This window comes from Streptomyces sp. CLV115 (genome assembly GCF_038448545.1).
Classification (GTDB): domain Bacteria; phylum Actinomycetota; class Actinomycetes; order Streptomycetales; family Streptomycetaceae; genus Streptomyces; species Streptomyces sanglieri.
This window is the reverse complement of the sequence record NZ_JBCEWQ010000027.1, coordinates 20,847-45,923: the sequence shown is the minus strand read 5'-3', so window position 1 is coordinate 45,923 and position 25,077 is coordinate 20,847. Positions and strand designations below refer to the sequence as shown.

The 25,077-nt window shown below is 72.1% G+C and carries 20 protein-coding genes and 1 pseudogene; 14 read left to right on the top strand and 7 right to left on the bottom strand.

Features of this window, described 5'->3' with window-relative positions; translation table 11 throughout:
* The first annotated feature begins 4 nt into the window (after positions 1–4).
* The 5 genes from AADR41_RS12825 (at position 5) to AADR41_RS12805 (ending at position 6,449) form a co-directional block, all read left to right on the top strand.
* Positions 5–610: an SACE_7040 family transcriptional regulator gene (locus AADR41_RS12825; RefSeq protein ID WP_342281492.1), complete on the top strand. Its 606-nt coding sequence runs from the start codon at positions 5–7 to the stop codon at positions 608–610.
* Between the two features lie 166 nt (positions 611–776).
* Positions 777–2,246 (top strand): glycosyltransferase, encoded by a 1,470-nt coding sequence (locus AADR41_RS12820; RefSeq protein ID WP_342281491.1) that lies wholly within the window; start codon positions 777–779, stop codon positions 2,244–2,246.
* A gap of 62 nt (positions 2,247–2,308) precedes the next feature.
* Positions 2,309–3,823, top strand: a complete 1,515-nt coding sequence (locus AADR41_RS12815) for a DUF6056 family protein (protein WP_342281490.1) — start codon at positions 2,309–2,311, stop codon at positions 3,821–3,823.
* Positions 3,824–3,898: 75 nt separating this feature from the next.
* Positions 3,899–4,684, top strand: coding sequence for a phosphatase (locus AADR41_RS12810; RefSeq protein WP_342281489.1), 786 nt, complete (start codon positions 3,899–3,901; stop codon positions 4,682–4,684).
* Between the two features lie 136 nt (positions 4,685–4,820).
* Positions 4,821–6,449 (top strand): NACHT domain-containing protein, encoded by a 1,629-nt coding sequence (locus AADR41_RS12805; protein ID WP_342281488.1) that lies wholly within the window; start codon positions 4,821–4,823, stop codon positions 6,447–6,449.
* A 6-nt stretch (positions 6,450–6,455) separates the two neighbouring features.
* Here the strand turns inward: AADR41_RS12805 and AADR41_RS12800 are convergent, their stop codons facing one another.
* The 4 genes from AADR41_RS12800 to AADR41_RS12785 all read right to left on the bottom strand — a co-directional run bounded on the left by AADR41_RS12800 (position 6,456) and on the right by AADR41_RS12785 (position 10,220).
* Complete coding sequence (locus AADR41_RS12800; protein ID WP_342281487.1) at positions 6,456–7,436, bottom strand: cation diffusion facilitator family transporter; 981 nt, start codon at positions 7,434–7,436, stop codon at positions 6,456–6,458.
* A gap of 84 nt (positions 7,437–7,520) precedes the next feature.
* Positions 7,521–8,396: an acyl-CoA thioesterase gene (locus AADR41_RS12795; protein WP_259935169.1), complete on the bottom strand. Its 876-nt coding sequence runs from the start codon at positions 8,394–8,396 to the stop codon at positions 7,521–7,523.
* A 19-nt stretch (positions 8,397–8,415) separates the two neighbouring features.
* Complete coding sequence (locus AADR41_RS12790) at positions 8,416–9,573, bottom strand: acyl-CoA dehydrogenase family protein (RefSeq protein ID WP_342281486.1); 1,158 nt, start codon at positions 9,571–9,573, stop codon at positions 8,416–8,418.
* Between the two features lie 257 nt (positions 9,574–9,830).
* The gene (locus AADR41_RS12785) at positions 9,831–10,220 is read right to left on the bottom strand and encodes a peptidase inhibitor family I36 protein (protein ID WP_342281485.1); all 390 of its coding nucleotides are present in this window, start codon (positions 10,218–10,220) and stop codon (positions 9,831–9,833) included.
* 516 nt (positions 10,221–10,736) lie between these two features.
* Between AADR41_RS12785 and AADR41_RS12780 the strand changes: the two genes are divergently transcribed.
* The 5 genes from AADR41_RS12780 (at position 10,737) to AADR41_RS12760 (ending at position 18,216) form a co-directional block, all read left to right on the top strand.
* Positions 10,737–11,585: a thiopeptide-type bacteriocin biosynthesis protein gene (locus AADR41_RS12780; RefSeq protein ID WP_342281484.1), complete on the top strand. Its 849-nt coding sequence runs from the start codon at positions 10,737–10,739 to the stop codon at positions 11,583–11,585.
* 1 nt (position 11,586) lies between these two features.
* On the top strand, positions 11,587–14,406 hold the full coding sequence (locus AADR41_RS12775; RefSeq protein ID WP_342281483.1) for a lantibiotic dehydratase: 2,820 nt from the start codon (positions 11,587–11,589) through the stop codon (positions 14,404–14,406).
* 18 nt (positions 14,407–14,424) lie between these two features.
* Positions 14,425–14,568, top strand: a complete 144-nt coding sequence (locus tag AADR41_RS12770; protein WP_342281482.1) for a hypothetical protein — start codon at positions 14,425–14,427, stop codon at positions 14,566–14,568.
* 101 nt (positions 14,569–14,669) lie between these two features.
* Positions 14,670–15,857, top strand: a complete 1,188-nt coding sequence (locus tag AADR41_RS12765) for a lanthionine synthetase LanC family protein (protein ID WP_342281481.1) — start codon at positions 14,670–14,672, stop codon at positions 15,855–15,857.
* 181 nt (positions 15,858–16,038) lie between these two features.
* Complete coding sequence (locus AADR41_RS12760) at positions 16,039–18,216, top strand: NACHT domain-containing protein (protein WP_342281480.1); 2,178 nt, start codon at positions 16,039–16,041, stop codon at positions 18,214–18,216.
* A 5-nt stretch (positions 18,217–18,221) separates the two neighbouring features.
* On the opposite strand, the gene AADR41_RS12755 is transcribed toward AADR41_RS12760, so the two are convergent.
* Positions 18,222–18,413 (bottom strand): Scr1 family TA system antitoxin-like transcriptional regulator, encoded by a 192-nt coding sequence (locus AADR41_RS12755; protein ID WP_446751024.1) that lies wholly within the window; start codon positions 18,411–18,413, stop codon positions 18,222–18,224.
* Between AADR41_RS12755 and AADR41_RS12750 the strand changes: the two are divergent.
* A pseudogene (locus AADR41_RS12750) lies at positions 18,414–18,683 on the top strand (hypothetical protein); the annotation flags it as partial.
* Between the two features lie 11 nt (positions 18,684–18,694).
* On the opposite strand, the gene AADR41_RS12745 reads toward AADR41_RS12750, so the two are convergent.
* Positions 18,695–20,182 (bottom strand): PucR family transcriptional regulator, encoded by a 1,488-nt coding sequence (locus AADR41_RS12745; RefSeq protein ID WP_342281479.1) that lies wholly within the window; start codon positions 20,180–20,182, stop codon positions 18,695–18,697.
* 108 nt (positions 20,183–20,290) lie between these two features.
* Between AADR41_RS12745 and AADR41_RS12740 the strand changes: the two genes are divergently transcribed.
* The 3 genes from AADR41_RS12740 to AADR41_RS12730 all read left to right on the top strand — a co-directional run bounded on the left by AADR41_RS12740 (position 20,291) and on the right by AADR41_RS12730 (position 24,509).
* On the top strand, positions 20,291–21,766 hold the full coding sequence (locus tag AADR41_RS12740) for a sodium:solute symporter (protein WP_342281478.1): 1,476 nt from the start codon (positions 20,291–20,293) through the stop codon (positions 21,764–21,766).
* A gap of 92 nt (positions 21,767–21,858) precedes the next feature.
* The gene (gene speB, locus AADR41_RS12735) at positions 21,859–22,827 is read left to right on the top strand and encodes an agmatinase (protein ID WP_124717598.1); all 969 of its coding nucleotides are present in this window, start codon (positions 21,859–21,861) and stop codon (positions 22,825–22,827) included.
* On the top strand, positions 22,824–24,509 hold the full coding sequence (locus AADR41_RS12730; RefSeq protein ID WP_342281477.1) for a thiamine pyrophosphate-binding protein: 1,686 nt from the start codon (positions 22,824–22,826) through the stop codon (positions 24,507–24,509). Before speB ends, AADR41_RS12730 begins: the two co-directional genes overlap by 4 nt.
* A gap of 35 nt (positions 24,510–24,544) precedes the next feature.
* On the opposite strand, the gene AADR41_RS12725 is transcribed toward AADR41_RS12730, so the two are convergent.
* Positions 24,545–24,919 carry a hypothetical protein gene (locus AADR41_RS12725; protein ID WP_342281476.1) on the bottom strand — a complete coding sequence of 125 codons (375 nt, stop codon included), beginning with the start codon at positions 24,917–24,919 and terminating at the stop codon, positions 24,545–24,547.
* Positions 24,920–25,077: the final 158 nt, after the last annotated feature.

The following is a 25,077-nucleotide window of genomic DNA, read 5'->3' as shown; positions in this document are numbered from 1 at the left end:
ATCCATGACCACGAGGACGGACGCCCCCACCCGCCGCGAGCAGATCCTCAAGGAGGCCGCCCGCCTCTTTGCCGAGCGCGGCTTCCACGGCGTCGGTGTCGACGAGATAGGCGCTGCCGTCGGCATCAGCGGACCCGGGCTCTACCGCCATTTCCCCGGCAAGGACGCGATGCTCGCCGAGCTGCTGGTCGGCATCAGCGAGCGGCTGCTGGCGGGCGGGCGGCTGCGGGTGTCGCAGGACGCGGCCAGCCGGGACGGCTCCCCGCAGGCGCTGCTCGACGCGCTCATCGAGGGCCACATCGACTTCGCCCTCGACGACCGCCCCCTGATCACCCTCCACGACCGCGAGCTGGACCGTCTCCGGGACGCCGACCGCAAGCGGGTCCGCCAGCTCCAGCGGCAGTACGTCGAGGTGTGGGTGGAGGTGGTCCGCGAGATGTACCCGGACCTGCCCGAGCACGAGGCCCGCGCCGCCGTCCACGCCGTCTTCGGCCTGCTGAACTCGACCCCGCACCTGGGCCGGCCGGGCGCGCTCCCGGACCGCGCGGACACGGCGGCACTGCTGCACCGGCTGGCGCGCGGGGCGTTCGAGGCGGCGGCCCGCGCGTGATTTGAATGCTCTGCGGCGCGTCGAATATATGAATCGATGCGCAAAGGGGTGAGGGGTGCCAAAATTCTCCCTCATTTCCCCGGTGCGGCTCCGTCCGTCGGGGTGTCGGGATGATCCACAGGCATATGGTTTGAGTCGTCTCGCCCACGCCTGATGGGAAATTTAAATGAAAACATGTCAGGTTTCTGTCGTTGTCCCTTGTTTCAATGAGGACGAGGTGATCGAGGCGTTTCACCGTGCGCTGATCTCCGTTCTCGAAACGACTCGGCGGACGTTCGAGATCTGTTATGTCGACGACGGCAGCAGCGACCGCACCAGAGCCCGGATCGGTTCGCTCGCCACCGCGGACCGGCGGGTCCGCTACACCTCCTTCAGCCGCAACTTCGGCAAGGAGGCCGCCATGCTCGCCGGGCTGCGCATGGCCCGCGGCGACGCCGTCGTCCTCATGGACGCCGACCTCCAGCACCCGCCGGAGCTGGTGCCCCGCATGCTGGAGCTGCGGCAGCGCGGGTACGACCAGGTCGTCGCGCGACGGGACCGCACCGGCGAGAGCGCCCTGCGCTCACTGCTCAGCACTGCCTACTACCGCGCCATGGGCCACTGCATGGACGTGCCGGTCGTCGACGGCGAAGGCGATTTCAGACTGCTGTCGCGCACCGCCGTGGATGCGGTGCTCGCACTCCCCGAGACCAACCGGTTCTCCAAGGGGATCTTCTCCTGGATCGGTTTCGACACCGTCGCCTTCACCTACCGGAACATGCAGCGCGCGGCGGGGTGTTCGAAGTGGGGTGGCAGGCGCCTGTTCAACTACGGGATCGACGGGCTGATCTCCTTCAACAGCCATCCGCTGCGCCTGGCCATCCACATCGGCCTCGCGCTCGCGCTGGCGGCACTGGGATACGCCGTGTGGATCATCGTCGGCGTCGTGCTCCACGGTGTCGTCGTCCCCGGCTACACCACCCTGCTGGCCGCCGTCGTGGCGCTCGGTGGAATCCAGCTCGCCACGCTCGGCGTCATCGGCGAATACGTGGGGCGGATCTACTCGGAGTCCAAACGCCGCCCGCACTACCTGGTACGGGAGACGAGCGAATCCCCGCACGTCCCCCCGGTCGACATCCCGGCAGGGGTGCGTTCGGGTCCGTCCGCCCCCGGAGGCGGACAGGCGTCGTCGGGACATACCGGGGCGTCCGCGCTCGGGACATCGAGGAGGCGCACCCTGCGCCAGTTCGTCGAATTCGGGCTGATCGGAATCATTAATACGGCGGTATATCTGGCGGTATACGCCTCACTGAATCTCTGGATTTCCTACCTGATCGCACACGTCATTGGATACACGGTCGGCGTCGTGGGATCATTCCTGCTCAACTCCCGCATCACCTGCCGAACGAAGCCGACCTGGCACGCCTTCGTCCGGTATCCCCTGTCGAGCATCGTCAATCTCGTACTCGCCGGAATTCTGCTTTACCTCGGCGTGAGCAGGCTGGGCATGGACAAGAACATTGCCGCCGTGGCCGCGGGGATCCTCGCCACCCCCTTCTCGTTCCTGCTCGCCCGCCGGGCGATCGACTCCGGTGCCTCCTTCGCCCGGCAGGGCGGCGTCCCGGCCGGGGGGAGCGTGGGGCGCGCCACACCGTGAAACCGACGCCCGAGCCTCTTGGCGAGCCGGACGCGAGCAAGGTGCGAAGGGCACCGGTGCACATGACCACGGGCACGTCGGAAATCCGCCGGCACACAGTCCGGGGGCGGGGCATCCGCCGGCTCGGAACCAGCTCGGGCCCCGCGTGGCGGTGGGCGGCGATCGGGACGTCGGGCCTCGCCCTGCTGCCGCTCGCCCTGCTGGGCGCGGCCTTCTGGATCGGCCGGCTGGTCCGGCCGGGAGGGGACGACTGGTGCTTCCTCCCGGTCGTACGGGACGGGGGCGCCTCCCGGATGATCGGGAAGTTCTTCCTCCACGACAACGGACGTGTCGCCAACGCGCTGCTCGTCATCGGGTACGGAGCCTTCGGCGTCCCGGGTCAGCAATGGTTCGCCCTGGTCAGCGGGGTGCTCATGCTGGGCATCCTCTGGGCGCTGACCGGCTCCGCGCTCAAGAGAGCCGGGCTGACCGCGCCACGCGGGTCTGCGCTGCTGGTGGCCGCGATGACGGCGGTGCTCTTCTTCTTCGCGACGCCCAACCCGTACAAGGCGTTCTACTGGCCGGCCAACTCCGTCTCGCACACCGTCGCACCGGTGCTGGCCTGCGCCGCCGTGATCCCGCTGCTGCGCGCACGGACGCGGAGGGGACGCGACTTCGCGCTCGTCGTCGCGTACCTGGCGGGGATCTTCATCGGCACTCTGTCGGAGGAGACGGCGATCGTTGCGTTCGTCGTGCTCGCCACCGTCCTGCTGATGAGCCGGTGGGCCCTTCCCGGGACCGGCCGGACCCGTACGCGCATCTGGTGCGTGGTCGCCTTCGCCGGGGTCGCCGCCGGGACCGCCATCCTGTACCTGTCGCCCGGCGCACGCGCCCGGCGTGAACGGTTCGGCGCCGACAGCACCTCCATGTTCGGGCCCGAGGCGCTGGCCGCGTCGCTGCGGGCGTTCGGACATGTCCTGGAGACGGTCTTCACGACCTGGCAGTACCTGGGAGCGGTCGCCGTCGGTGTGCTGCTGGGCCTGCTGGTGCGCGGAGGCGGGCGAGGAACGGGTGTGCCGGACGGGTCCCTGCGCCGCAGGCCCCTCCTCCTGGTCCTCGCCGGATTCCTCGCCTTCCTGGTCTCCGGCTGGCTCTGCGTCGTCATCGCCCACCCCGCCTTCGGGGCGAGTGCGGGGACCGCGTCGCGCATCTGGGGCGACTTCCTCCTGCTGTACCTGGTGCTCCTGGTCGGCGCGGGCGGCCTGCTGGGGCGGTGGCTGCGGGGCCGCCGGTGGGGGATCCGTACGGCGACGGCGGGTGTCGCCGCCGTCATGTGCGCCGCCGCCTGCGTCGGCCTCGCCGTCCCGCTGTTCCGGCTGGAACGGCAGATGGAGGTGCGTGCCCAGCGATGGGACCGTCAGGACCGTGCACTGCGGGAGGGGGCGGCGCGCGGGGCCAAGGTGCTCCCCTACACGCCGGTGTCGGTCAGCAGGATGCTGGAGCCGTTCGGCAACCACGGCCGGCGGGCATGGCCGGCGAAGTGCGTCGCCCAGTACTACCACCTGGAGAAGATCACGCACTCGACCCGGCTGCCCTGAGCGGCGGCCGGGTTCGGTCCGCCCGTCGCGCAAGACACCCGGCACGCAGCGCACACCTGACGGCACAATGGGTTCATGCCGATACCCAGCCGTGCCGCCCTCGTCGAACATCTCGTCCGTACGCGTATCGCCGGAGACGTCGCCACACCCCGCGACAACAACCTCTCCCACTACCGCAAGCTCGCCAACGGCGACCGCCACTACTGGCTGGGTCTGGAGCTGGGCGACCGGTGGCGCGACGAGCAGGACGTGCTGGCGGTGATGGCCGAGCGCTGCGGGGTCAGCGACGACCCGGAGCACCGGTTCGGGCAGGACACCATCGACCCGGAGCTGACCGTCGACGCCCTGGAGCGGATGGCGGCGCGGCTGCGGAAGGCGGTGGCGGGCGCGGAGCGGGTGCTGTTCGCGACCGGGCACCCGGGCGGCCTCCTCGACGTGCACCGGCAGACCGCCGCCGCACTGCGGGCCGCCGGATGCGAGATCGTGGTGATTCCCTCGGGGCTGATCGCCGACGAGGGCATGGTGTTCCAGTTCGCGGACGTCGCGGTGCAGGAGCGCGGCGCGACCCTCTGGCACACGCACTCGCCCGCCCCGATGGCCGCCATCCTGGACGGCCTGGAGCGCCAGGGCCGCCCGCTGCCGGACCTGGTGGTCGCCGATCACGGCTGGGCCGGGTGCGCGGCGCAGCGCGGTCTGGACGCGGTGGGGTACGCGGACTGCAACGACCCGGCACTCTTCCTCGGCGAGGCGGAGGGGACGCTCCAGGTGGCCGTTCCGCTGGACGACCACGTGCTGGACCCGCGGTTCTACGACCCGATGACGGAGTACCTGCTGGACGCGGCGGGCCTGACGAGGGGCTGACGCCGAGCCGATCCCGGTGGCGGGGCGGGAGGCCGGTCCCGGTCCCCGGCCCGGAGCCGCGGCCGTGACTCCACGGCCTGCCCGCGCAGTTGCTACTCTGCGCCACGAGCATCGGACGTCGGGTGTGGGGGGGCGCATGTTTGCACCGGGGCAGCGGCCCCGCAGGAGCGGTTCGAGACCGGTTCTCACCGGGCTGCTCATCCTGCTCGCCCTCTTCATCCTCCAGGAACTCGCCGCCGGACTGCTGCCCGACATCTACAAGGGTTTCGCGGGCGACGACCGCCGGACGCTCGTCGTGGGCGCGACCGTCGCCTTCGTGCTGGTGGGCCTGCTCCTCTACATCGTGCATCTGCGCGGCCTGGTGCCACCGGACGCGGTCCCCGAGCCGGGCGCCGGTGAACGGGCCTTGGCGCGCGCCGCCCTGCTGCACGCCGTGCGCCGGAACTGGACGGACGGCGCCGACCGGAGCTGGGAGCGGTCGGTACGGATCGAGCTGGGCCTGGCCGAGCAGCAGGCGGCCGTGCACGACCCCTGGGGCGCGCCCCGGCTCAGCACCGGCGGGCAGGGGAGCGGGGTGCCGCTGCCCGCGGGCACCCGGGTCGACCAGGTCTTCGACCGCCACCGCGGCCAGCTCCTCGTGCTGGGCGCCCCCGGCGCCGGCAAGACCTCGCGGATGCTCGAACTGACCGAGAAGCTGATCGAGACGGCCGAGCGGGACGGCACCGCGCCCGTACCGGCCTTCCTGCTGCTGACCGACTGGCACGGCGAACCGTTCGCACAATGGATCCTCGACGAGCTGCACACCCGGTACCGGGTGCCCCGGGCGACCGGCCTCGCACTGCTGCGGGACAACGGCATCGCCCTGGTCCTGGACGGGCTCGACGAGGTCGCCCCGGACCTGCGCGGCGACTGCGTCCGGGCGATCAACGCACTGCTCTGCGCCGAGCAGCACCCGCAGTGCCCGATCGCCGTCTCCTGCCGCTCGACCGACTACGACGAGCTGACGCAACGGCTCACCGTCAACGGCGCGGTCTGCGTACAGCCCCTTGAGGTCGCCGCCGTGCACGCCCTGCTCAACAGCGCGGGTGGACGGCTGCGCGGTCTGGCGGCAGCGGCGGCCGCCGATCCGGTGCTGGCCCGGCTGCTGACCACACCGCTCATGCTGGGCGTCGCCGTCCTCGCCTACGAGGGCGTGGACGAGACCGAGGTCGCGGCCTCCGGCGACGCGGGGGAGCGCAGGGGGCGCATCTTCGACGCCTACATCGAGCGCATGATCCACCGAGACCGGAGCCTGCGCGGCCGGCCGATCACGCCGCAACGCCCCGCCGGCCAGGTGCAGGCCGATCTGCTGCGGCTCGCCCAGAGCCTGAGCCTGGTCCACGCGACGGTGTACTACCCGGACGATCCCTCGCACATCGTTCTCCAGGCGCCGGACGACGTGGCCAGGCGGCTCCTGCCGTCGTGGATGTACTGGATGCTGCGGGGCATGCGGCGGATGAGCGGGTACGAGGCCGGCAATCCCGCCAGCAGGCCGAACCGGGTCTACCGGGGCATGATCTTCGTCTACCGGGTGCCCCTGCCGTTCCTGGGGTCGCCGGTGATGGACCACCTCCAGCGGAAGTTCCTCGACTACGCGACCGACCGGGCGATCATGCGCCGCGCCGGGGAGGGGTACGCCTTCCTGCACAAGACCGTCCAGGACCACCTCGCGGCCCGCGCCGGGAGCATGTCCGTCCAGGAGCTTCGGAACCTGGCCCGCTCGTAGGCCCGGTCAGGCACCCGCCCCGCCCGCCCGGCGCCGCTGCTGCCGCAGGCCCGGCGTCGGGTCCAGGTAGACCCGGCGCACCGACGGATAGCGTTCCCGCAGCTGTTCCTCCGCCTCCTCGCAGGCCCACTCGATCTGGTCGGCGGTCGAGGCGTCCCGGAAGTCGACCTTCGCGGCGATCAGGAACTCCGCCGGGCCCTGGATGAGCGTGGTGAGTTCCAGTACGTCGACGATGTGCGGGACGGAGAGCAGCTCTTCGCGGATGCCGGCCCGCACCGACTCCGGCAGCGGACGGCCGATCAGCAGCTGCGCGTTGGAACGGCCCAGTACCCAGGCGACGTACACCAGCAGCAGACCGATCAGGACCGACGCGATGCCGTCCCAGACCCCGGAACCGGTCAGCTGGCCGCCGAGCAGGCCGCCCGCGGCGAGCAGCAGACCCGCCAGCGCCGCCGAGTCCTCCATCACCACGGCCTTGACCGCGGTGTCGGGGGTGAGGCGGAAGTAGCGCCTGACGGGTGCCCGCAGACGGGCGGCCTCGTGGCGGACCTGTCGGACCCCGATGCGCAGCGAGAAGGACTCCAGCACGAAGGCCACTGCGAGCACGATGTACGAGATGAGCGGATCGCCGGGCTTCCCGCCCTCCGCGAGGGCGTGGATGCCGTCGTAGACGGAGAAGACCGCACCGCCGACGAACGTGGCCACGGAGGCGAGCATCGCCCAGATGTAGCGCTCGGGTCCGTAGCCCAGCGGGTGTCCCTCGTCTGCGGGCTTCTCGCTGCGCTTCAGCGCGGTGAGCAGCATCAGTTCGGTGACCGTGTCGGCGAGCGAGTGCGCCGCCTCGGAGAGCATCGCGCTCGATCCGCTGATCAGCCCGGCGACCGCCTTCGCCACGGCGATGCCGAGATTGGCCAGCGCCGCGACGATGACGGTGAAGACGGACTCCCCACCACCGGTCTTCGCGCCACTCGTGGTCTCGTCGCTCATGGTGGGGAGTATGTCCGAATCGTCCACCCATGGCCCGCCTGCGCGAGGCGTGTCAGTACCGGAGTGCGTCGGTCCCGGAGCGTGTCAGTCCCGGGGGACGCGGACCACGCCCTCCTGGATGACGGTGATCGCCAGCCGGCCGTCCTGGGTGTAGATCCGGGCCTGGCCGAGCCCGCGCCCGCCGGACGCGGACGGCGACTCCTGGTCGTACAGCAGCCACTCGTCGGCCCGGAACGGCCGGTGGAACCACATCGCGTGGTCGAGGCTCGCGCCGACCACGTCACCGACCGCCCAGCCGCCGCGCCCGTGGGCGAGGAGCACCGAGTCGAGCAGCGTCATGTCGGAGACGTACGTCGCCATGCAGACATGGAGCAGCGGATCGTCCGCGAGCTTGCCGTTGGTGCGGAACCACACCTGGGAGCGGGGCTCCCGCGGTTCGCCGACCGTGCCGAAGGGCGGCGCGTCCACGTACCGCAGGTCGACCGCGGCCCGCGCCTCGATCAGCCGGTCCACAACGCCCGGCCCGCTGAAACGGTCCGCGTACCGGGGCAGCATCTGCGCCGCCGTGGGCAGTGTCTCCGGGTCCGGGGCGGACGGCATGGCCGCCTGGTGCTCCAGGCCCTCCTCGTAGGTCTGGAACGAGGCCGAGAGGTGGAAGATCGGCTGGCCGTGCTGGACGGCGACGACCCGGCGGGTGGTGAAGGAGCGGCCGTCGCGGATGCGGTCGACGCTGTAGACGATCGGCGCGCCCGGGTCGCCCATCCGGAGGAAGTAGGAGTGCAGGGAGTGGGCGGTCCGGTCGGCGGGGACGGTACGGCCCGCGGCGACCAGGGCCTGGGCCGCGACCTGGCCGCCGAAGACACGGGGGACGACCGCCGAACGGCTCGTACCCCGGAAGATGTCCCGCTCGATCTGCTCCAGGTCGAGCAGATCGAGCAGGGAGTCGAGTGCTGCGCTCATGGGAGGAACGTAGCCGCTCTCACAGGCCCATGGACTTGGCGATGATCGACTTCATGACCTCGTTGGTGCCGCCGTAGATGCGGTTGACCCGGTTGTCCGCGTAGAGGCGGGCGATCGGGTACTCGTTCATGTAGCCGTAGCCGCCGTGCAGCTGGAGGCAGCGGTCGATGACTCGGTGCGCGACTTCGGTGCAGAACAGCTTCGCGGAGGCGGCCTCGGCAGCGGTCAGCTCACCGGCGTCCAGGGCCTCCAGGGCGCGGTCGGCGACGGCCTCGGCGGCGTCCACCTCGGCCTGGCAGGCGGCCAGCTCGAACTTGGTGTTCTGGAAGGACGCGACGGTCTTGCCGAAGACGGTGCGCTCCTGCACGTACTGCTGCGCGAACCGGACCGCGGCCCTGGCCTGCGCGTACGCGCCGTAGGCGATGCCCCAGCGCTCGGACGGCAGGTTCTGGCCGAGGTAGTAGAAGCCCTTGTTCTCCTCGCCGAGCAGGTCCGCGACCGGCACCTTCACGTCGGAGAAGGCCAGCTCGGCGGTGTCGGAGGTCCGCAGACCGAGCTTGTCGAGCTTGCGGCCCAGGGAGTAGCCCTCGGACTTGGTGTCGACGGCGAACAGGGAGATGCCGAAGCGGCGGTCCTCGGCGGTCGGCGCCGAGGTACGGGCGCAGACGATGACGCGGTCGGCGTGGACGCCACCGGTGATGAAGGTCTTCGAACCGTTGAGCACGTAGTGCGTGCCGTCGTCGGAGAGCTTGGCGGTGGTCTTCATGCCCGCGAGGTCGGAGCCGGTGCCCGGCTCGGTCATCGCGAGCGCCCACATCTCCTCGGCGGAGACGAACTTCGGCAGGTAGCGCTTCTTCTGCTCGTCGTTGGCGAGCATCTTGATGTACGGCAGGGCGAGCAGGACGTGCACGCCGGAGCCGCCGAAGTTGACGCCCGCGCGGGCGGTCTCCTCGTACTGGATGGCCTCGAACTTGTGGGTCTCCAGGCCGGCGCCGCCGAACTCCTCGGGCACGTTGATGCCGAACAGGCCGAGGTCGGCGAGCTTGGTGTAGAGCTCGCGCGGCACGATGCCCTGCTGGAACCACTCGTCGTAGTGGGGGACGACCTCTGCCTCGATGAAGGCGCGTATGGTCTCCCGGAACGCCTCGTGGTCCTCGTTGAATACCGTACGGCGCACGGGGTGCCTCCTAGATCAGCTTCGGTCGGCGTGGGCTCGGCCGGTTCGCGGTCGGTGTTCTCTCGGCGGTCGGTCTCGGGTCCGCCTCGATCAATTCGGCCCGACGTGGCTAAGCGCTTGCTCAGATGCATTCAAAAGTTACCCGGCAGTCATGGAAGCTGTCCAGGGTGATGCTCCGCACGCCCGGACGCGGACATACGGAGGTCCTCCCCGGCCGCCGACCGGGGAGGACCTCCGTACCTCTGGTGCCGTCGGTGCTACTGGGGCTTGAAGGAGCGGATCTGGTAGTTCCCCTGGAGGTTGCCGCCGTTGCCGGCGGGGGTGGAGCCGACCCGGGCGTTGTAGTTGGTCTGGGTGTAGTACTGCACGCGGTGCCCGGTCGCGTTCCACACGGAGCGGACGTTCTGGCCCCGCTGGATGAACGAGCAGTCGTCGGCGGTATTCGCCCGCTGCTTGTCGGACCACTGGCAGCGGGTGCCACCCCCGTTCCAGTCGCTGTAGATACAGAAGTAGCCCGGGCTGCAGCTGAACGAAGCCCTGGCGTTCTCGGGGGCGGCGTTCCCGGTGGCCGCGGTCGCGGCGGGTCCGGTGCCCAGCCCCAGGGCGAGGGCGAGAGAGGTGAGGGCGAGCGCGCTGAAGCGGTTCATGGCAGAGACCTCTTTCCAGACGGTGACCGGGGATCCGCCCCGGTCACCGTCAGCGTGGCACGGCCGTGACCTGCGCAGACAGGCGGAAACAGGGGCGCTCGAAGCCCGGATGCGGTTCGCGTCCGCCGTTGCCGCGGATCGTGCGACGGCGTGGGTTTCTGCGCTCCTGGCTCACAGGTCACGCCAAGCGCACACCAGTTCATGATCTGACTAATTGCCATATTTCTTTCATTCGGTGTTGACGAGGGAATCGACCTGTTGGCGGACCTGGCCGGTCCGGCGCAGACGGACAGGGCTTCCGGTTCCGACCGGTCGGCCCGGGCGCGCATCCGGTCCGGCCGGCAAGCGGCCAGGGCGCGCGGAAGCGTCCCGTGAGTCCGCGAATCCGTAGACGACACAGCACCCGACAGGGCTTCTCGCGATCTCCGGGCGAGACCCGCGGCGCCCACTCCGCGGACACGTCCGGCGATCCCCGAGATGCACCGTCATGCCGAAAACACGACACACGGAGGTCCCATGCTCGGGGTGGAGCACCCGGAGGCGAGCTGGGTTCAGGTGAATCTGGCCCCGCAGCCGCGTTCATGGCCGCGCCTGTACCAATGGCTCGCCGGCACCGCGCACGACCTCCTCGACGAACACACCGCACGCGCCTTCTTCTTCATGCACAAGGCACCCGGTCTGCGCGTGCGCTTCCAGGCGTCGAGGTCGGCCGGCCCCATTCTGTTGCAGGCCGAACTCCTCGGCCGGATCAAGGAGTTCGGCGGGCTGGCCGGGCCGCCGGTGTGTGCGGTGTACGAGCCGGAGTCCTACCTCTTCGGCGGCCCCGGCTCCATGCCGTGGGTGCACGACGTGTTCACCGCCGACTCCCTGGCCTGGCTCGACCACCACACCCGGCGGCCCGGTGACGGCGGCGGGCACGCCGCGGCCGACTGGCGGCTCTCGCTCGCCCTGCTCCGTGAGCTGTTCGACGGCCTGGGCATCGTCGGCTGGGAACACCGGGGCGTCTGGGACGCGGTGCGCACGGACACCGGACGACGCCTTCCCGAGGGCCTGCGGGACGCCGCGCTCCGCCGGGCGGCGCAGGGCATCCGCGCGTACTGGGAACAGCCTCGTGCCCAGCTCCTCACCGGTCTGTCCGAGACCTGGCGCGCGGGCCAGGAGCGCCACTGCGAGGCGGTGCACCTGGCCGCGGCCCGCTGGCGCACCGGCTACTTCGAGTCCGGCTACGCCCAACGCGGCCCGCGCCGCGCCGCCGCCCACGCCGTGATCTTCCACTGGAACCGCGCGCGGCTCTCGCACGCCCGCCAGAGCCTGATCGCCGAGGCGCTGTTCGACGACGGGGCGGACGACGGGACGGTGGGCTGACATGGCCGGACTCCACATGGCCTCGCCGGCACCTGCCGGCCCCGGCACGAGCGGCGGCCGGCTCCTCGGCGCCACCGCCCTGGTGCGCGCCTGTGGCGTCCCCGTCTCGATGTGGACGGCCGCCGGCGGTTCCGGGCTGTTCGGCCGGGTCGTCGAGCACGCCGATGCCGCCGAGCGGCAGAGCGCGCGGGCCCGGCGCCTCGCCGAGGCGCTGAGCGGCGTCGTCCCCGACCGGCGCCTGACGGACGCCGAGCGCCGTGCCGTGCTGGCCCTGCGGCGGCGCCTGCACTCCGGCTCGGCGCCGGGCCCGGCGGACTGCCGATTCCTGGAGACGGTGACCGCCGTACCCGAGTGGCTCGCACGGGAGGCCGGAGCGCTCTGCCGCGCCGCCGTCTCGGCCCGCGCGACCCGGGCGGAGCTGGAGCGCGCGCTCGGCGACGAGCACGAGCGGGTGGGCGCGCTGGCCTGGTCACTGGTGTCCGCCAGCCCGGTCCTGCGGGAGTTCGTCGACGGAGCGGGCCCCGGGCCGGCGCGGGACGTGGCCGCACGCCTGGCCGACGGCGAGACGTGGACCGGGAAGCGGCTGCGCAAACGTTCCGCGTATCTGTGGCGGGCCGTTGGCCGGGCGGCGGCGAAGACCACGCCACGGGGATGGGTGGGACAGGTCGCTCCGGTCCCGGTCGGCGGTTCCGGCTTCGCGGACGGGGCGGGGTTCGGACTGCTCGCCCCCGGCGCCGAGCTGGCCGGTCTTGCCGCCGCCGCCGTGGAGAACGTTCACGTCGTACGCACCCTCGCCGGTGCGCGGGACCTGCGGGGCGCCGACCCGGCCACCGCGCTCGCGCCCGCCCCGCTGTCCCTCACCGACGGCGGCGACGGGGGCGGGGCGGGGGAAACGCTGCGCTGTTACGCGATCGACCCGGGCGATCCCGGGCGGCTGAGGCAGGTCGCCGTGCGGCGTACCGCGCTGCTGGACCTGCTGCTCACCCTGTTCGCCGAGGGTCCGCGCACCCTCGCGGAACTGGAGTGCGCGCTGCCGGTCGCCGATCCCGTCGTACTGCGCGGATTCCTCACCCACCTGACGGGGCTGGGCGTGCTCCAGATCTGCGCGGCCCCGCGCCATCGCCGCATCGACTGGTCCCCGGCCGCCCGGGTGGCCGGATCCGGGCGGCTGCCCCGACCGGGCAGCCGGTCCGCAGGACCCGGGCCGGACGGCTGGTTCCTCGACTCCTACCGAGGTCTGGACGCCCGCGTGCCCGACCGGGCCGCCGCCCGCGTCCAGCGCGCCCTGCGGACCGCCCACCGCGTGGCCGCCCTGCGCCGGGCCGACCGGGACGCGGGCTCCGGCGCACCGGCTCCCACGCCGGGTACCGAGCGGTTGGACGAGCGTCCGCGCCCGGTCGGCGAGATCCTGACCGCGCTGCTGTCGTCGGGTGAGCGGCCGTCCCCCGGGCCGGCCCCGCGCCGCTACGGGGGATGGCATCCGGCCCACGGACCGGAATCCGGATACGCCCGGCTCCTCGGCCACCTCGCCGCCCATCGCGACGCGGCGCAGGTCGACATCGACGACGACCTCCTGGACGAGTTCGGGGCACCGCCGGCCGAAGCGGCGGTGCCGCCCTGGCCGCTGGACTGTCTGGTGCGCCCGCTGCCCGGCCCGGGGCCCGTCGCGGTGCTGGAGACCGCCTCGCCCGCCGGAGTCATCGACGCCCGGTTCGCCGGGGCGCTCCAGGACCTCTACGGCGGCTACGGCGCCGTAGACGCCTACCGCGACTTCCTGGACGCCGTGGAGCGGCGAGCCGGGGTGAGGTTCGTCGAACTGCTCGTACCGCCGGTGTCGGAGCGCGCGGCCAACGCCGTCCGGCGCCCCGTCACCACCCGCTGGTGGACGGGCGACCCCAACCCGGCCGCGTACTTCGGCCTGGGGGGCCCTGGAAGTCCCGGGAGCTCCGGGAGCCCCGGAAGGTCTGGAAGTCCCGGGAGCCCCGGTGGACCCGATGTTCTCAACGGCCCCAGCAGCCCTGGTGGTTCCAGTGGTCCCGGCGGACCCAGTGGTCCCGATGGTCCCAGTGCCCCCAGCAGCCGCGTCGCGGCCGGCCCGCGCTACCTCCCCCTCGACCGCATCACCCTGCGCCGCTCCGGCGGCCGGATCGTCGCCGAGGTGGACGGGGAGCGTGTGGTGCCCGTCCATCACGCCACCCGTAGCCCGATGCCCCCGTACGACGTGCTGTTCCGGTTGCTGCTGTCGGCCGGGCACCCGTGGGCGGCCACGATGCTCCGGCTCGACGGTCTCGCCGCGGCCTTCCCCGCGCATCCGGACGTCATCCGTACGCCGAGGGTGACGATCGGTACCGACCTGGTCGTCTCCCCGGCCACCTGGCGGGTGCCCAGAGCCCGGCTGTGGCGGCCCGGCGACGGGGAGTTCGACCGGGTACGGACGCTGGCCGTGCTCGTACGGTCCGCCGCGATGCCGCGGTTCGTCTTCGTGCGGCCCGCCTTCGAGGCCAAGCCGGTGCCGGTCGACCTCGAAGCACTGACCGCGCTGAACGCCATCGAGCGAGCCTGCGCAGCGCTGGCAGGGGACGAGCTGGTCATCGAGGAGATGCTGCCCGGCCCGGTGGCCGGACCGCACGGGCCGACGCTGTCCGACGCACTGCACGAGGGCGCACCGGTCGCCGCCGAGCTGATGCTCAGGCTGCCCTTCGACCGGACCGCCGAGGAGCTGGCCGAGCCTGCCGCCGCCGCCCTCACCCAGAACGTCCCCGGCCTGCCAGCACCCGGTGCGGACGGATGCCGGGGCGGCAACCCACCAGGGAAACAGTAGGAAACAGGAGGAAACACCATGTCCCTCATGGATATCACCGACCTCGACACCCTCATCGACGAGCTGGACGAGCGCATCACCGGCACCGAGCTGCCCGCGATGACGGACAGCTACAGCGCCCTGTGCACCATCATCGTCTGCGACTCGGTCATCTGCGGCTGAGGCCACCGGCTGACCGTGTCCGACCGGACGCGACGCGTCCATCACTGAGTTGAACGGAGCCACCCGGACCGGTTCGGGTGGCTCCCCGACGAGGAGGCCCGATGCCACCGCACGGCCCCGGACCGCATCCTTCGGCACTCGATCTCTCCCGGCAGTTCCTGGACGGATACCCCGAGTCCGAGAACACCACCTCCGACCCGGGCGTCCCGGTACTGGCCTCGCTGGCCGCCCGGGCGGGCGACCCCGCCGCGGCGGCGAGCGCCCGGCGCGCGGTCGCCGCCTGGTCCCGGACCGTGGGCCGCGGCCTTTCCCACGGCGGACTGCTCGACGGCGGCCTGGCCGGAACCTATGTCGGCCTGCGCCGGGCCGCCCGGATCCACCCCCCGCTGCACCGCGCCGCCGACCGGCTGCGCGACCACCTGCTGAGCAGCGCCTCGGCGCACCCCTGGCGGACGACGGGCGTCGGCCTGCCCGACTACGACCTCATCGGCGGACCGGCCGGCACCCTGCTCGCGCTCTGTGCACAGGAACCACAGCCGTCCGTACGCCAACTCCTGCCGTTCGCCGCCCACTTGGCGGCGCTGTGCGACAGCGACGACCTGCGCCGGCTGCACATCGGCCAGTACGCGGACCACCCCCGGCTGGGCTGGATGCAGGGCCGGGTGAACACCGGGATGGGCCACGGAGTGGCGGGACTCGTCGCCGCGCTCACCGCCACGGTCCGCCGCACCGGGCCACGGCCACGGCTGACGGATGCCCTGCGCCGCGCCACCCACTGGCTGGTGGAGCAGTCCTTCGAGGACGACCGGGGTGTCCGGAGCTGGGACGGTGCGGGCCGCGACGGCCCGCCGCCCGCCGGGGCGCGGGCCCGGCAGGCCTGGTGCTACGGCACCCCCGGCATCACCTGGGCGCTGTGGGACGCGGCCGACGTGCTGGGCGACCGGGCGGCGGCCGACTGGGCTGCGGGCGCCTTCGCCACCCTCGCGGAGCGCTACGACGAGGACTTCCACCTCTTCGGCGACCCGCTGACGGACCGGCTCGCGCTGTGCCACGGCGCGGCGGGCGTGCTGGTCGTGGCGGACGCCTTCCACCGCTGGGCCCGGCTGTCGGCCGCCGCCGTGCTCGGCGCCCGGCTGGCCGAGCACCTGACCACCCGGCTGCCGGCGGCCCTCGCCCCGGACCGGCCCCGGACCTCGCTGCTCACCGGAGCCCCGGGCGTACTCAGCGCCCTGCTCACCGCCACCGACGACACCTCGCGCGACTGGCTGCCCTGCCTCGGGCTGCGGTAGCGGGCGCCGCCGGGCCGATCACCGACTCCGCAGGGCGTCGCTCGGCCACCAACTGACGTTTGCGCCCCGGGAGTATCCGCTGGGGCGGCATGATCGGGGGATGCTCGGATTAGAGGAACGCCGCCATCGGCGCAGTTGGCGGGTCGTGCGTGTCGTGTGCGCGGTGTCGATCGCGGCAGGCGTGACTTTCGCCGTATGGAACATCGTCGCCGACAAGGAGCGCAAGCCCGTCGACATCGCGACTCTTCTCGGTGTTCCGATCGGTGTGGTCGGTCTGGCGATCGCGGTCGTGACGCTGTGGAAGCCGGTCGAGAGAAATGGCGTCGAACTCGCGCGTGGCCGTGCCGGAAAGCTCGCCGGGGAGGTCAAGAAGGGCGAGAGCAGGGTGCGGCGGCAGCTGCTCGGTTCCGACGTCCAGCGCATCAACCTCACCTATGTCTTGCACTCGATGAGCGAACGGGCCGCTACGGCCCCGCCTGCCGGGCGTACGTTCGCCGACGGTCCCGCCACCTTGCCCGATGTCCTGGAGTACTACCGCTCCACCCGGCCCCGGCGTCTGGTCGTCACCGGGGCTGCCGGGGCGGGAAAGACCGTCCTGGCCCTGGAACTCATGCTTGCCCTCATCGAAGACCGCGCCGAGGGCGATCCCGTGCCGGTCCGGATCTCGCTGGCCCAGTGGGACACCGACCAGCCCCTGACCGACGTGCTGGCACAGCGTCTGGCCGAGGCGTACGGCTGGCCGGCCGGCACGGCTGCCGGCCTGGTCGAGCACGGGATGGTCCTGCCGGTCCTGGACGGGCTGGACGAGATGGATCCGCTGCGCCCGGACGGCACCCCGGATCCCGACGCGCCCCGCGCCCGTGCCGTTCTGGAAGCGCTCAACACCTACCAGGACGGCCGGAACGCCGGTTCCCTCGTACTGACCTGCCGCACCGCTCACTACGACGCTCTCGCCCCCACGGACCGTCTGATCGACGCCGCACGCATCGCCGTCGCCCCCGTCGACGCCGACCACGCCGTCACCTATCTCCGCGCGCGGGCCATCGACACCCCCCGCTGGCAGCCCCTGATCGACCACCTCGAAACCCAGCCCGCCGGCCCGCTGACCACCACCTTGTCCACGCCCTGGCGGCTGTGCCTGACCGCCACCGTCTACCACCGCGACGGCGATCCCTCAGAACTCCTCCACCACACCGACGGGCACGACCTCGACGAGTACCTCCTCACCCGCTACGTCCCCGCCACCGTCGCCAACACGCCCAACCCCCGCGGCTACCGGCCCGAAGACGTCCATCGCTGGCTCCACCACCTCACCGGCCACCTCACGGGCGCCCCGTCCACCGACCTCACCCTCCATCGACTCTGGACCCTGGCCGGCACCACCCGCGTCCGCATCGCCGACATCATCCTCACCACGCTCGCCGTCGCTGCCGTCCTTGCCTTCGCCTTCGTGGGCCTCATCGAGGACGAACCTTTTCCGACCACCCTCTTCGCCGCGCTGGCAGCGTTCGCCGGCATCGCCTCCTTCCGTCCGACACCCAGTCCCAACCGGCTCCGCATCACCCGGGGAACGCTCCAGCGCGGATTCAAGGCCAGGTTCTGGGCCGGATTGAAGATCTGGTTCGCCGTCGGCTTCGCGATCGGAGTCGCGATGCTGGTGTCCTTGGAAGGCAGGGGGTGGTACGCGCTCGCGGAACTCTTCGAGCTCCAGCTCAATATCCCGAATGCGTTCCCGGGGATCGAGCTGGGTGTCGAGGTCGGGCTCGTGGTCGGCTGCACCGGCGGAATCATGGCCGGGCTCACGGGCGGGTTCGCGACCGGTTTCAGTACCTGGTTCAGGGTCTGGTTCGCACTCGGGCTCGCGTATGGACTCGGGGCCTCGGATTTCGGGTCCGGGCTCATGGGCGGACTCAGACTCGGACTTTTCGTCGGACTCGTCTTCGCGCTCGCGGGCGGGCTCATCGGCGGCTTCGTGAACGGACTCAAGGAAGAGCCGACCACTGTGGCCAACCCTTGGGCGATTGTCCGCGACGACATGGCCTACGGACTCGTGATCGGGCCCCTTGCCGGGCTCATGGCCGGGCTCATGGTCGGGTTCACGATGTGGGTCAGGGGTGGAGCCATGGGGACCGTGGTTGTGGCTGTTGTCGGGCTCGTGGTCGGGTTCGCGAGCGGACTGGCGGGTGCGGCGCGGAGGTACGGGGTGTTCCTGCTGTGCTCGCGCGGCAAGCTGCCCTTCCGCCTCGCGGTCTTCCTCGACTGGGCCGTCACCGCCGGCCTCCTGCGCTACAGCGGGCCCAGCTATCAGTTCCGCCACCGCGAACTTCAGCAATGGCTCACTCGGCACCCCCGGCCTTGACCGTGTCACGGCGACGGCCCCGTCCGAGGACGGGGCCGGTCGGTCGAAGTGATCTTTGCGCGCTCAAGGCGTGTGACGACGTGCCTGTCACGCTCCTCGTCGCTCCGAGGGGGGAAAGTGGTGCCCGGAATCGCGCGCGCGTACCCCTCCGTCCGGAGGATTCCGGGCACGAAGTTCAGGCCGAATTCCCTGATCATCTTCCGTGGCCCAGCGCGGAGGGCAAGCCCTGCTACGTCGTCGGTGACGGAACCGGACGCGTCTCCCGCGTGGCCGGCAACATCGAGAGCGTGCGGCTCGGCATGGCGCTCGAACTGCTCGGCCACGCCGACGACATGCTCGACGACGGCCAGGTCACTTCGGCGCAGCTCCGGTACGTCCTGGCCCGCATGGCCGGGGCATCGCGCGATGTGCACCGGACCGCCCGGAGCCGGGGCGAGCGGCTCGCTGCTTCAGCCCGCGAGGGCTGAATCCTCCCCGCTCACCGCACCCGCAGCGCGAACCACAGCTCCGTCCGTACGTCCATGTCGTCCAGGTCCACGTCCAGCAGGGCCGCGCAGCGGGCGATGCGCTGGCGGACCGTGTTGCGGTGGATGCGCAGGGCCGTGGCCGTACGGTCCCAGCTGCCGTGGAGGCTCAGCCAGCAGCGCAGGGTCTCGGTCAGCGGCTCGGTGAGCGGGGCGAGGAGGGCGCGGGCGTGCGCCTCGGCGCGGTCGGGCGGGATCAGGGCGGACAGGCCGGATCCGGTGCCGTTGTGATGGTGGGCCAGCGGGGTGCGGGTGGCGACGGCGCGGCCCAGGGCGCGGGAGGCCTGGTCGTCGGCGAGGCCGAGGGCGGTGATGGCGGCGGGGGCGGACGCGCCGAGCGTCCAGCCGGGCTGCGGGGTGATCCGGTCGCCGCCGGGGACCAGTACCCGTACGGCGTCGCCGCCCCGGCCCGCGTCGACCAGGGCCGAACCGAGGGCGGCACCCAGCGCGCCGGTGGTGAGCGGGTCGACCGGGCCGTCGCCGCTGCGGCGCGCGTGCACCACCGTCCACTGCTCGGCACCCCCGAGCAGCGGTGCCACGTCCTGCGGGTCCGCGCCCAGCAGCATCCGCACCAGCGCGGCCGAGCGGCCCGCGGCGTCGGCGCCCTGGTGCGGGGCGGCCAGCAGGGAGAGCAGGACCACCGCGATCCCGGCGATGGTGTGGTCGCCCGCCTCGCGCCGGTCCGTCGCCAGTGCCAGGACCAGCCCCTGGCCGCCGCCCAGCGCGTAGGCCGACAGATGGGTGTCCCGCAGGGTGTCGGTGGCGGACGCCGGGGCGGGGCGTGACCCGGCGCCGACCACCCGGGTGAGTCTGGTCAGCGCCGCTCCGACGTCGGGGGCCGGGCGGCGGCCCGAGGCGTGCAGCTCCTCGCCGTCCGCGGCGAGCAGCGCCGCCCGGCCCTCCAGCTGGGCCGCCAGCTGGTGCAGCACCGCCGGGACCGGGTCCGGCCGGGCCGCCGCCGAGGCCAGGGCCTGCTGGGCGCGCGTCACCCGGCGCAGCTCGCGGTGGCGGGCCTCGGCCATCAGCCGCCACACCGTCCGGGCGATCGCCGTGAACGGGGTCTCGGGCGGCACCTCCAGCAGCGGCAGACCGTGCCGGTCGCACGCCTCGATCAACGCCTGCGGCACCGTGTCGAACACCGGCGTCACCCCGAAACCGAGCGCCGCCGCCCCCGCCTCCACCACCCGGTCCACGAACGCGTCCGGGTCCTTCAGCAGCACCCCGGCGCTCAGCAGCAGCTCACCGCCGAGGAGATAGGGGTACGGGTCGGCCATCTCCGAGGTGTGCACCCACAGCAGATCCGCCTCGGCCGGACCCGCGATCCGGCGCAGTCCGAGCTCCTCGTGGGCCAGCAGCTCGGCGAGCGGGATCGGCGGGGTGGGCGGGGGAGCGGGCGTCGGGGTCGGCCCGCCCGGGACTTCCGGCATGGACGGTCCATCCATCAGGGACTTCGATTATGGATGAAACGTACTCTTCAGCGTCGCTTGCGGGCCACCTACCGTCTTCTTCACGTAAGGCATGTGCACTTGTGACCGAAGTGGAGGAAGCCCATGGCCGTCGACTACGCGGTGATCATCATCTATCTGGCCGGCATGCTCGCCATGGGCTGGTGGGGCATGCGCCGCGCCAAGTCCAAGAGCGAGTTCCTGGTGGCGGGCCGCAGGCTCGGCCCCGGCATGTACTCCGGCACGATGGCCGCCATCGTCCTCGGCGGTGCCTCCACCATCGGCGGCGTAGGACTCGGTTACCAGTACGGCCTCTCCGGCGCCTGGATGGTCGTCACCATCGGCCTCGGACTGCTCGCCCTGTCCGTCTTCTTCTCCGCACGCATCGCACGGCTGAAGGTCTACACCGTCTCCGAGATGCTGGATCTGCGCTACGGCGGCCGGGCCGGGATCATCTCCGGCGTCGTGATGTGGGCGTACACGCTGATGCTCGCGGTCACCTCGACCATCGCGTACGCCACCATCTTCGACGTCCTCTTCGACCTGAACCGGACCGTCGCGATCATCCTCGGCGGCGCCATCGTCGTGGCGTACTCCACGCTCGGCGGCATGTGGTCGATCACGCTCACCGACATGGTGCAGTTCGTCGTCAAGACCATCGGAGTGCTGCTGCTCCTGCTGCCCATCGCGGTGATCAAGGCGGGCGGCTTCAGCGAGATGAAGGCGAAGCTGCCCACCGAGTACTTCGACCCGCTCGGCATCGGCGGCGAGACGATCTTCACCTATGTGCTGATCTACACCTTCGGCATGCTGATCGGCCAGGACATCTGGCAGCGGGTGTTCACCGCCCGCAGCGACAAGGTCGCCCGCGTCGGCGGCACCGTCGCCGGTACCTACTGTCTGATCTACGCCGTCGCCGGTGCCGTCATCGGCACCGCCGCGAAGGTCATGTACCCGAAGCTGCCCAGCGCCGACGCCGCGTTCGCGACCATCGTCAAGGACGAGCTGCCGATCGGTGTGCGCGGGCTGGTGCTGGCCGCCGCGCTGGCCGCAGTGATGTCCACGTCCTCCGGCGCGCTGATCGCCTGTGCCACCGTCGCCAACAACGACATCTGGTCCCGGCTGCGGGGCGTGGTGTCCCGGGGCGGCGAGGCCGCCGGGGGCGAGCACGACGAGGTGAAGGGCAACCGGGTCTTCATCCTCGTCATGGGCGTCGCCGTCATCATGATCGCCATCGCGCTCAACAACGTCGTCGAGGCCCTGACCGTCGCGTACAACCTGCTCGTCGGCGGCCTGCTGGTGCCGATCCTCGGCGGTCTGCTGTGGCGCCGGGGCACCGCGGCGGGCGCACTGGCCGCGGTGTCGGTCGGCGGCCTCGCGGTGATCGGCCTGATGGCGGGATACGGGATCCTCGCCAACGAACCGGTCTACTACGGCCTGTTGGCCTCGCTCGCGGTGTACGTGATCGTCTCCCTGACGACGAAGCCGACCGACGCCGCCGTACTCGCGGCCTGGCGCGAGCGGCTGGCGGGACGGGGCGCGACGACGGAGGAGCCGGTGCGCGAACCGGCCGCGACGTAACCGTTCCCGCACCCCCGGGAGGGGCGGCCATGTCCCTCCCGCCCCGCCCCGCACACTGGACAACGCACGCAACCCGAAGGAAGGCACCCCACATGAGCAGCAACGAAACGCCGCGCGGCCCCGTCGACTCCTCCCGCGTCCCGCGGTACGCCGGGCCCGCGACGTTCGCCCGGCTGCCCCGCCTCGACGAGGTCGGCACGGCCGATGTCGCCGTCGTCGGCGTGCCCTTCGACACCGGTGTCTCCTACCGGCCCGGCGCCCGCTTCGGCGGCAACGCGATCCGTGAGGCCTCGCGCCTGCTGCGCCCGTACAACCCGGCGCAGGACGCCTCGCCCTTCGCACTCGCACAGGTCGCCGACGCCGGTGACATCGCCGCGAACCCGTTCAACATCAACGAGGCCGTCGAGACGATCGAGGCCGCCGCCGACGACCTGCTCGGCACCGGTGCCCGCATGATGACGCTCGGCGGCGACCACACCATCGCGCTGCCGCTGCTGCGTTCGGTCGCCAAGAAGCACGGCCCGGTCGCCCTGCTCCACTTCGACGCGCACCTCGACACCTGGGACACCTACTTCGGCGCCGAGTACACCCACGGCACCCCGTTCCGCCGCGCCGTCGAGGAAGGCATCCTCGACACCTCCGCGCTCTCCCACGTCGGCACCCGCGGCCCGCTCTACGGCAAGCAGGACCTGGACGACGACGCGAAGATGGGCTTCGGCATCGTCACCTCCGCCGACGTGATGCGGCGCGGCGTCGACGAGGTCGCCGACCAGCTGCGTCAGCGCATCGGCGACCGGCCGCTGTACATCTCCATCGACATCGACGTGCTGGACCCGGCGCACGCCCCCGGCACCGGCACCCCCGAGGCCGGCGGCCTGACCTCCCGCGAGCTCCTGGAGATCGTCCGCGGGCTGTCCTCCTGCAACCTGGTCTCCGCCGACCTGGTCGAGGTCGCCCCCGCGTACGACCACGCCGAGATCACCTCCGTCGCCGCCTCCCACACGGCGTACGAGCTGACCACGATCATGTCCCGCCAGATCGCAGAGGCCCGCACGAAGTGAGCCACGACCACCACGACGAGCGGCCGCGGCTCAGCCCCGAGCAGATCGCGGCCGCGCTGAACCCCCCGGCCGGCCGCAACGGCGGCGACCTCGTCGTCGAGACCCTCCAGGGCCTCGGCGCGACCACCGTCTTCGGCCTGCCCGGCCAGCACGCGCTCGGCATGTTCGACGCGCTGCGCCGCTCCTGTCTGACGTACATCGGGCTGCGCGTCGAGAACAACGCGGGCTTCGCCGCGGACGCGTACGGCCGGATCACCGGGGAAGTGGCGCCCCTGCTGCTCTCCACCGGGCCGGGCGCCCTCACCTCCCTCGCCGCGCTCCAGGAGGCGGCGGCCGCCTCCGCCCCCGTGCTGGCCATCTCCAGCCAGATCCCGGCGGCGGGCCTGGGCGGCGGACGCCACGGCTATCTGCACGAACTGCGCGACCAGAAGGCGTCGTTCCGCGACGTCGTGAAGTCCGTCCACACCGTCCGCACCGCCTCCCAGATCCCGTCGGCGATCGCCGCCGCCTGGGAGTCCGCGCTGACCGCCCCGCACGGCCCGGTCTGGATCGAGATCCCGCAGGACGTGCTCCTCGCCGAGACCACGCTTCCGGCCGTCACGGCGATGGACGCCACCCCGCGCGAGCTGCACGCCCGCCCCGAACTGACCGCGGTGGCGGCCGACCTGCTCTCGAAGGCCGGGAGCCCGGCGATCATCGCGGGCGGCGGAGTCGTACGGTCCGACGCGTCCGGGAAGCTGCGGGCACTCGCGGAGAAGCTCGACGCCCCCGTCGTCACCACCTTCGGCGGCAAGGGCGCCTTCCCGTGGGAGCACCCGCTCTCGCTCCAGTCCTGGCTGGAGGACCGGTACACGACGGAGTTCCTGGAGTCCGCCGACGTGCTGCTGGTCGTCGGCTCCGGACTCGGTGAACTCTCCTCGAACTACCACACGTTCGCCCCGCGCGGCCGGGTGATCCAGATCGAGGCGGACGCCGGGAAGCTGGAGTCCAACCATCCCGCGCTCGGCATCCACGCCGATGCCCGCGAGGCGCTGTCCGACCTCCTCGAAGCGGTCGGCCGCCGCGAGGACCCGTCGGCGCCGGACCGGGTCCGTACGGTCCTCGACGCGGTACGGGGCAGGATCGCCGCCCAGGAACTCACCCTGGAACAGCGGCTGATCGCCTCGGTCCGCGAGGCGCTGCCCGACACGTCCCCCAGCTTCTGGGACATGACGATCCTCGCCTACTGGGCCTGGTCCGCTTTCGACGCCCGCCGCCCCAACACGATGCACTCGGCGCAGGGCGCGGGCGGCCTCGGCTACGGCTTCCCGGCCGCCCTCGGCGCGGCGGCGGCCGACCGTACGCGGCCGGTCCTCGCGGTCTCCGGCGACGGCGGCGCGATGTACTCGATCGCGGAACTGGCCACGGCCCGCCAGTACGACCTACCGGTCACCTGGCTGATCGTCGACGACGGCGGCTACGGCATCCTGCGCGAATACATGACGGGCGCCTTCGGCGAGGCAACGGCGACGGAGCTGGCCCGCCCCGACTTCGTGGCCCTCGCCGAGTCCTTCGGCGTCCCGGCGACCCGCACCACCCCGGAGACACTCACCGCCGACCTGGCCGCGTCCCTCGCGGCGCCCGGGCCCTCGGTGGTCGTGCTTCCGGCCCTGCTGAGGATGTTCGAGCCGACGCACCTGTAGGTGCCGGCCCGCTCGGCCGCAGGCGGGTGGTGCGTTCAGGTGAGGGACGGATGCTCCTTCGCGATGAGCGCCGCCTGCTCCGCCCTGCCCCGGTGGAAGTCCGGCCGCTCTTCGGGACGGAGGCTGGTGGGGACGCTCTTCGCCGGGGGCAGGAAGTCGGTCAGCGACCGGAAGACCGGGTCCGCCGCCGCTCCCTGCCCACGGATCCGGGCCTGCACCAGGTAGTGGACGATCTCCCGCAGGGGCTCCCGCAGAACGGGTTCCGGCCGCGCGGCGGCCTTCTCCGCGGCTCCCGGCTGTCCCAGCCCGTGGTGTTCGTTCTGCGCGAGCCTCTGCAGGGCCGCGACCGCCGCGAAGAGCCGGCCGCAGCGGTATGCCTCGGCGTGCCGGACCGGCTGAGCGCTCGTCACGTTTCTCCCTCGGTCGATGTTCCGGGTCGCACCCGGTGACCGATACCCGCCCGACGGGCGGCGAATCACAGCCCGCATCGCGCAACTTTCCGGCGCACCGGCGAGTCGTTACTCCCGGGTGCGCCGGGGGCGCACCGTACCGATCCACTCATGGGGGA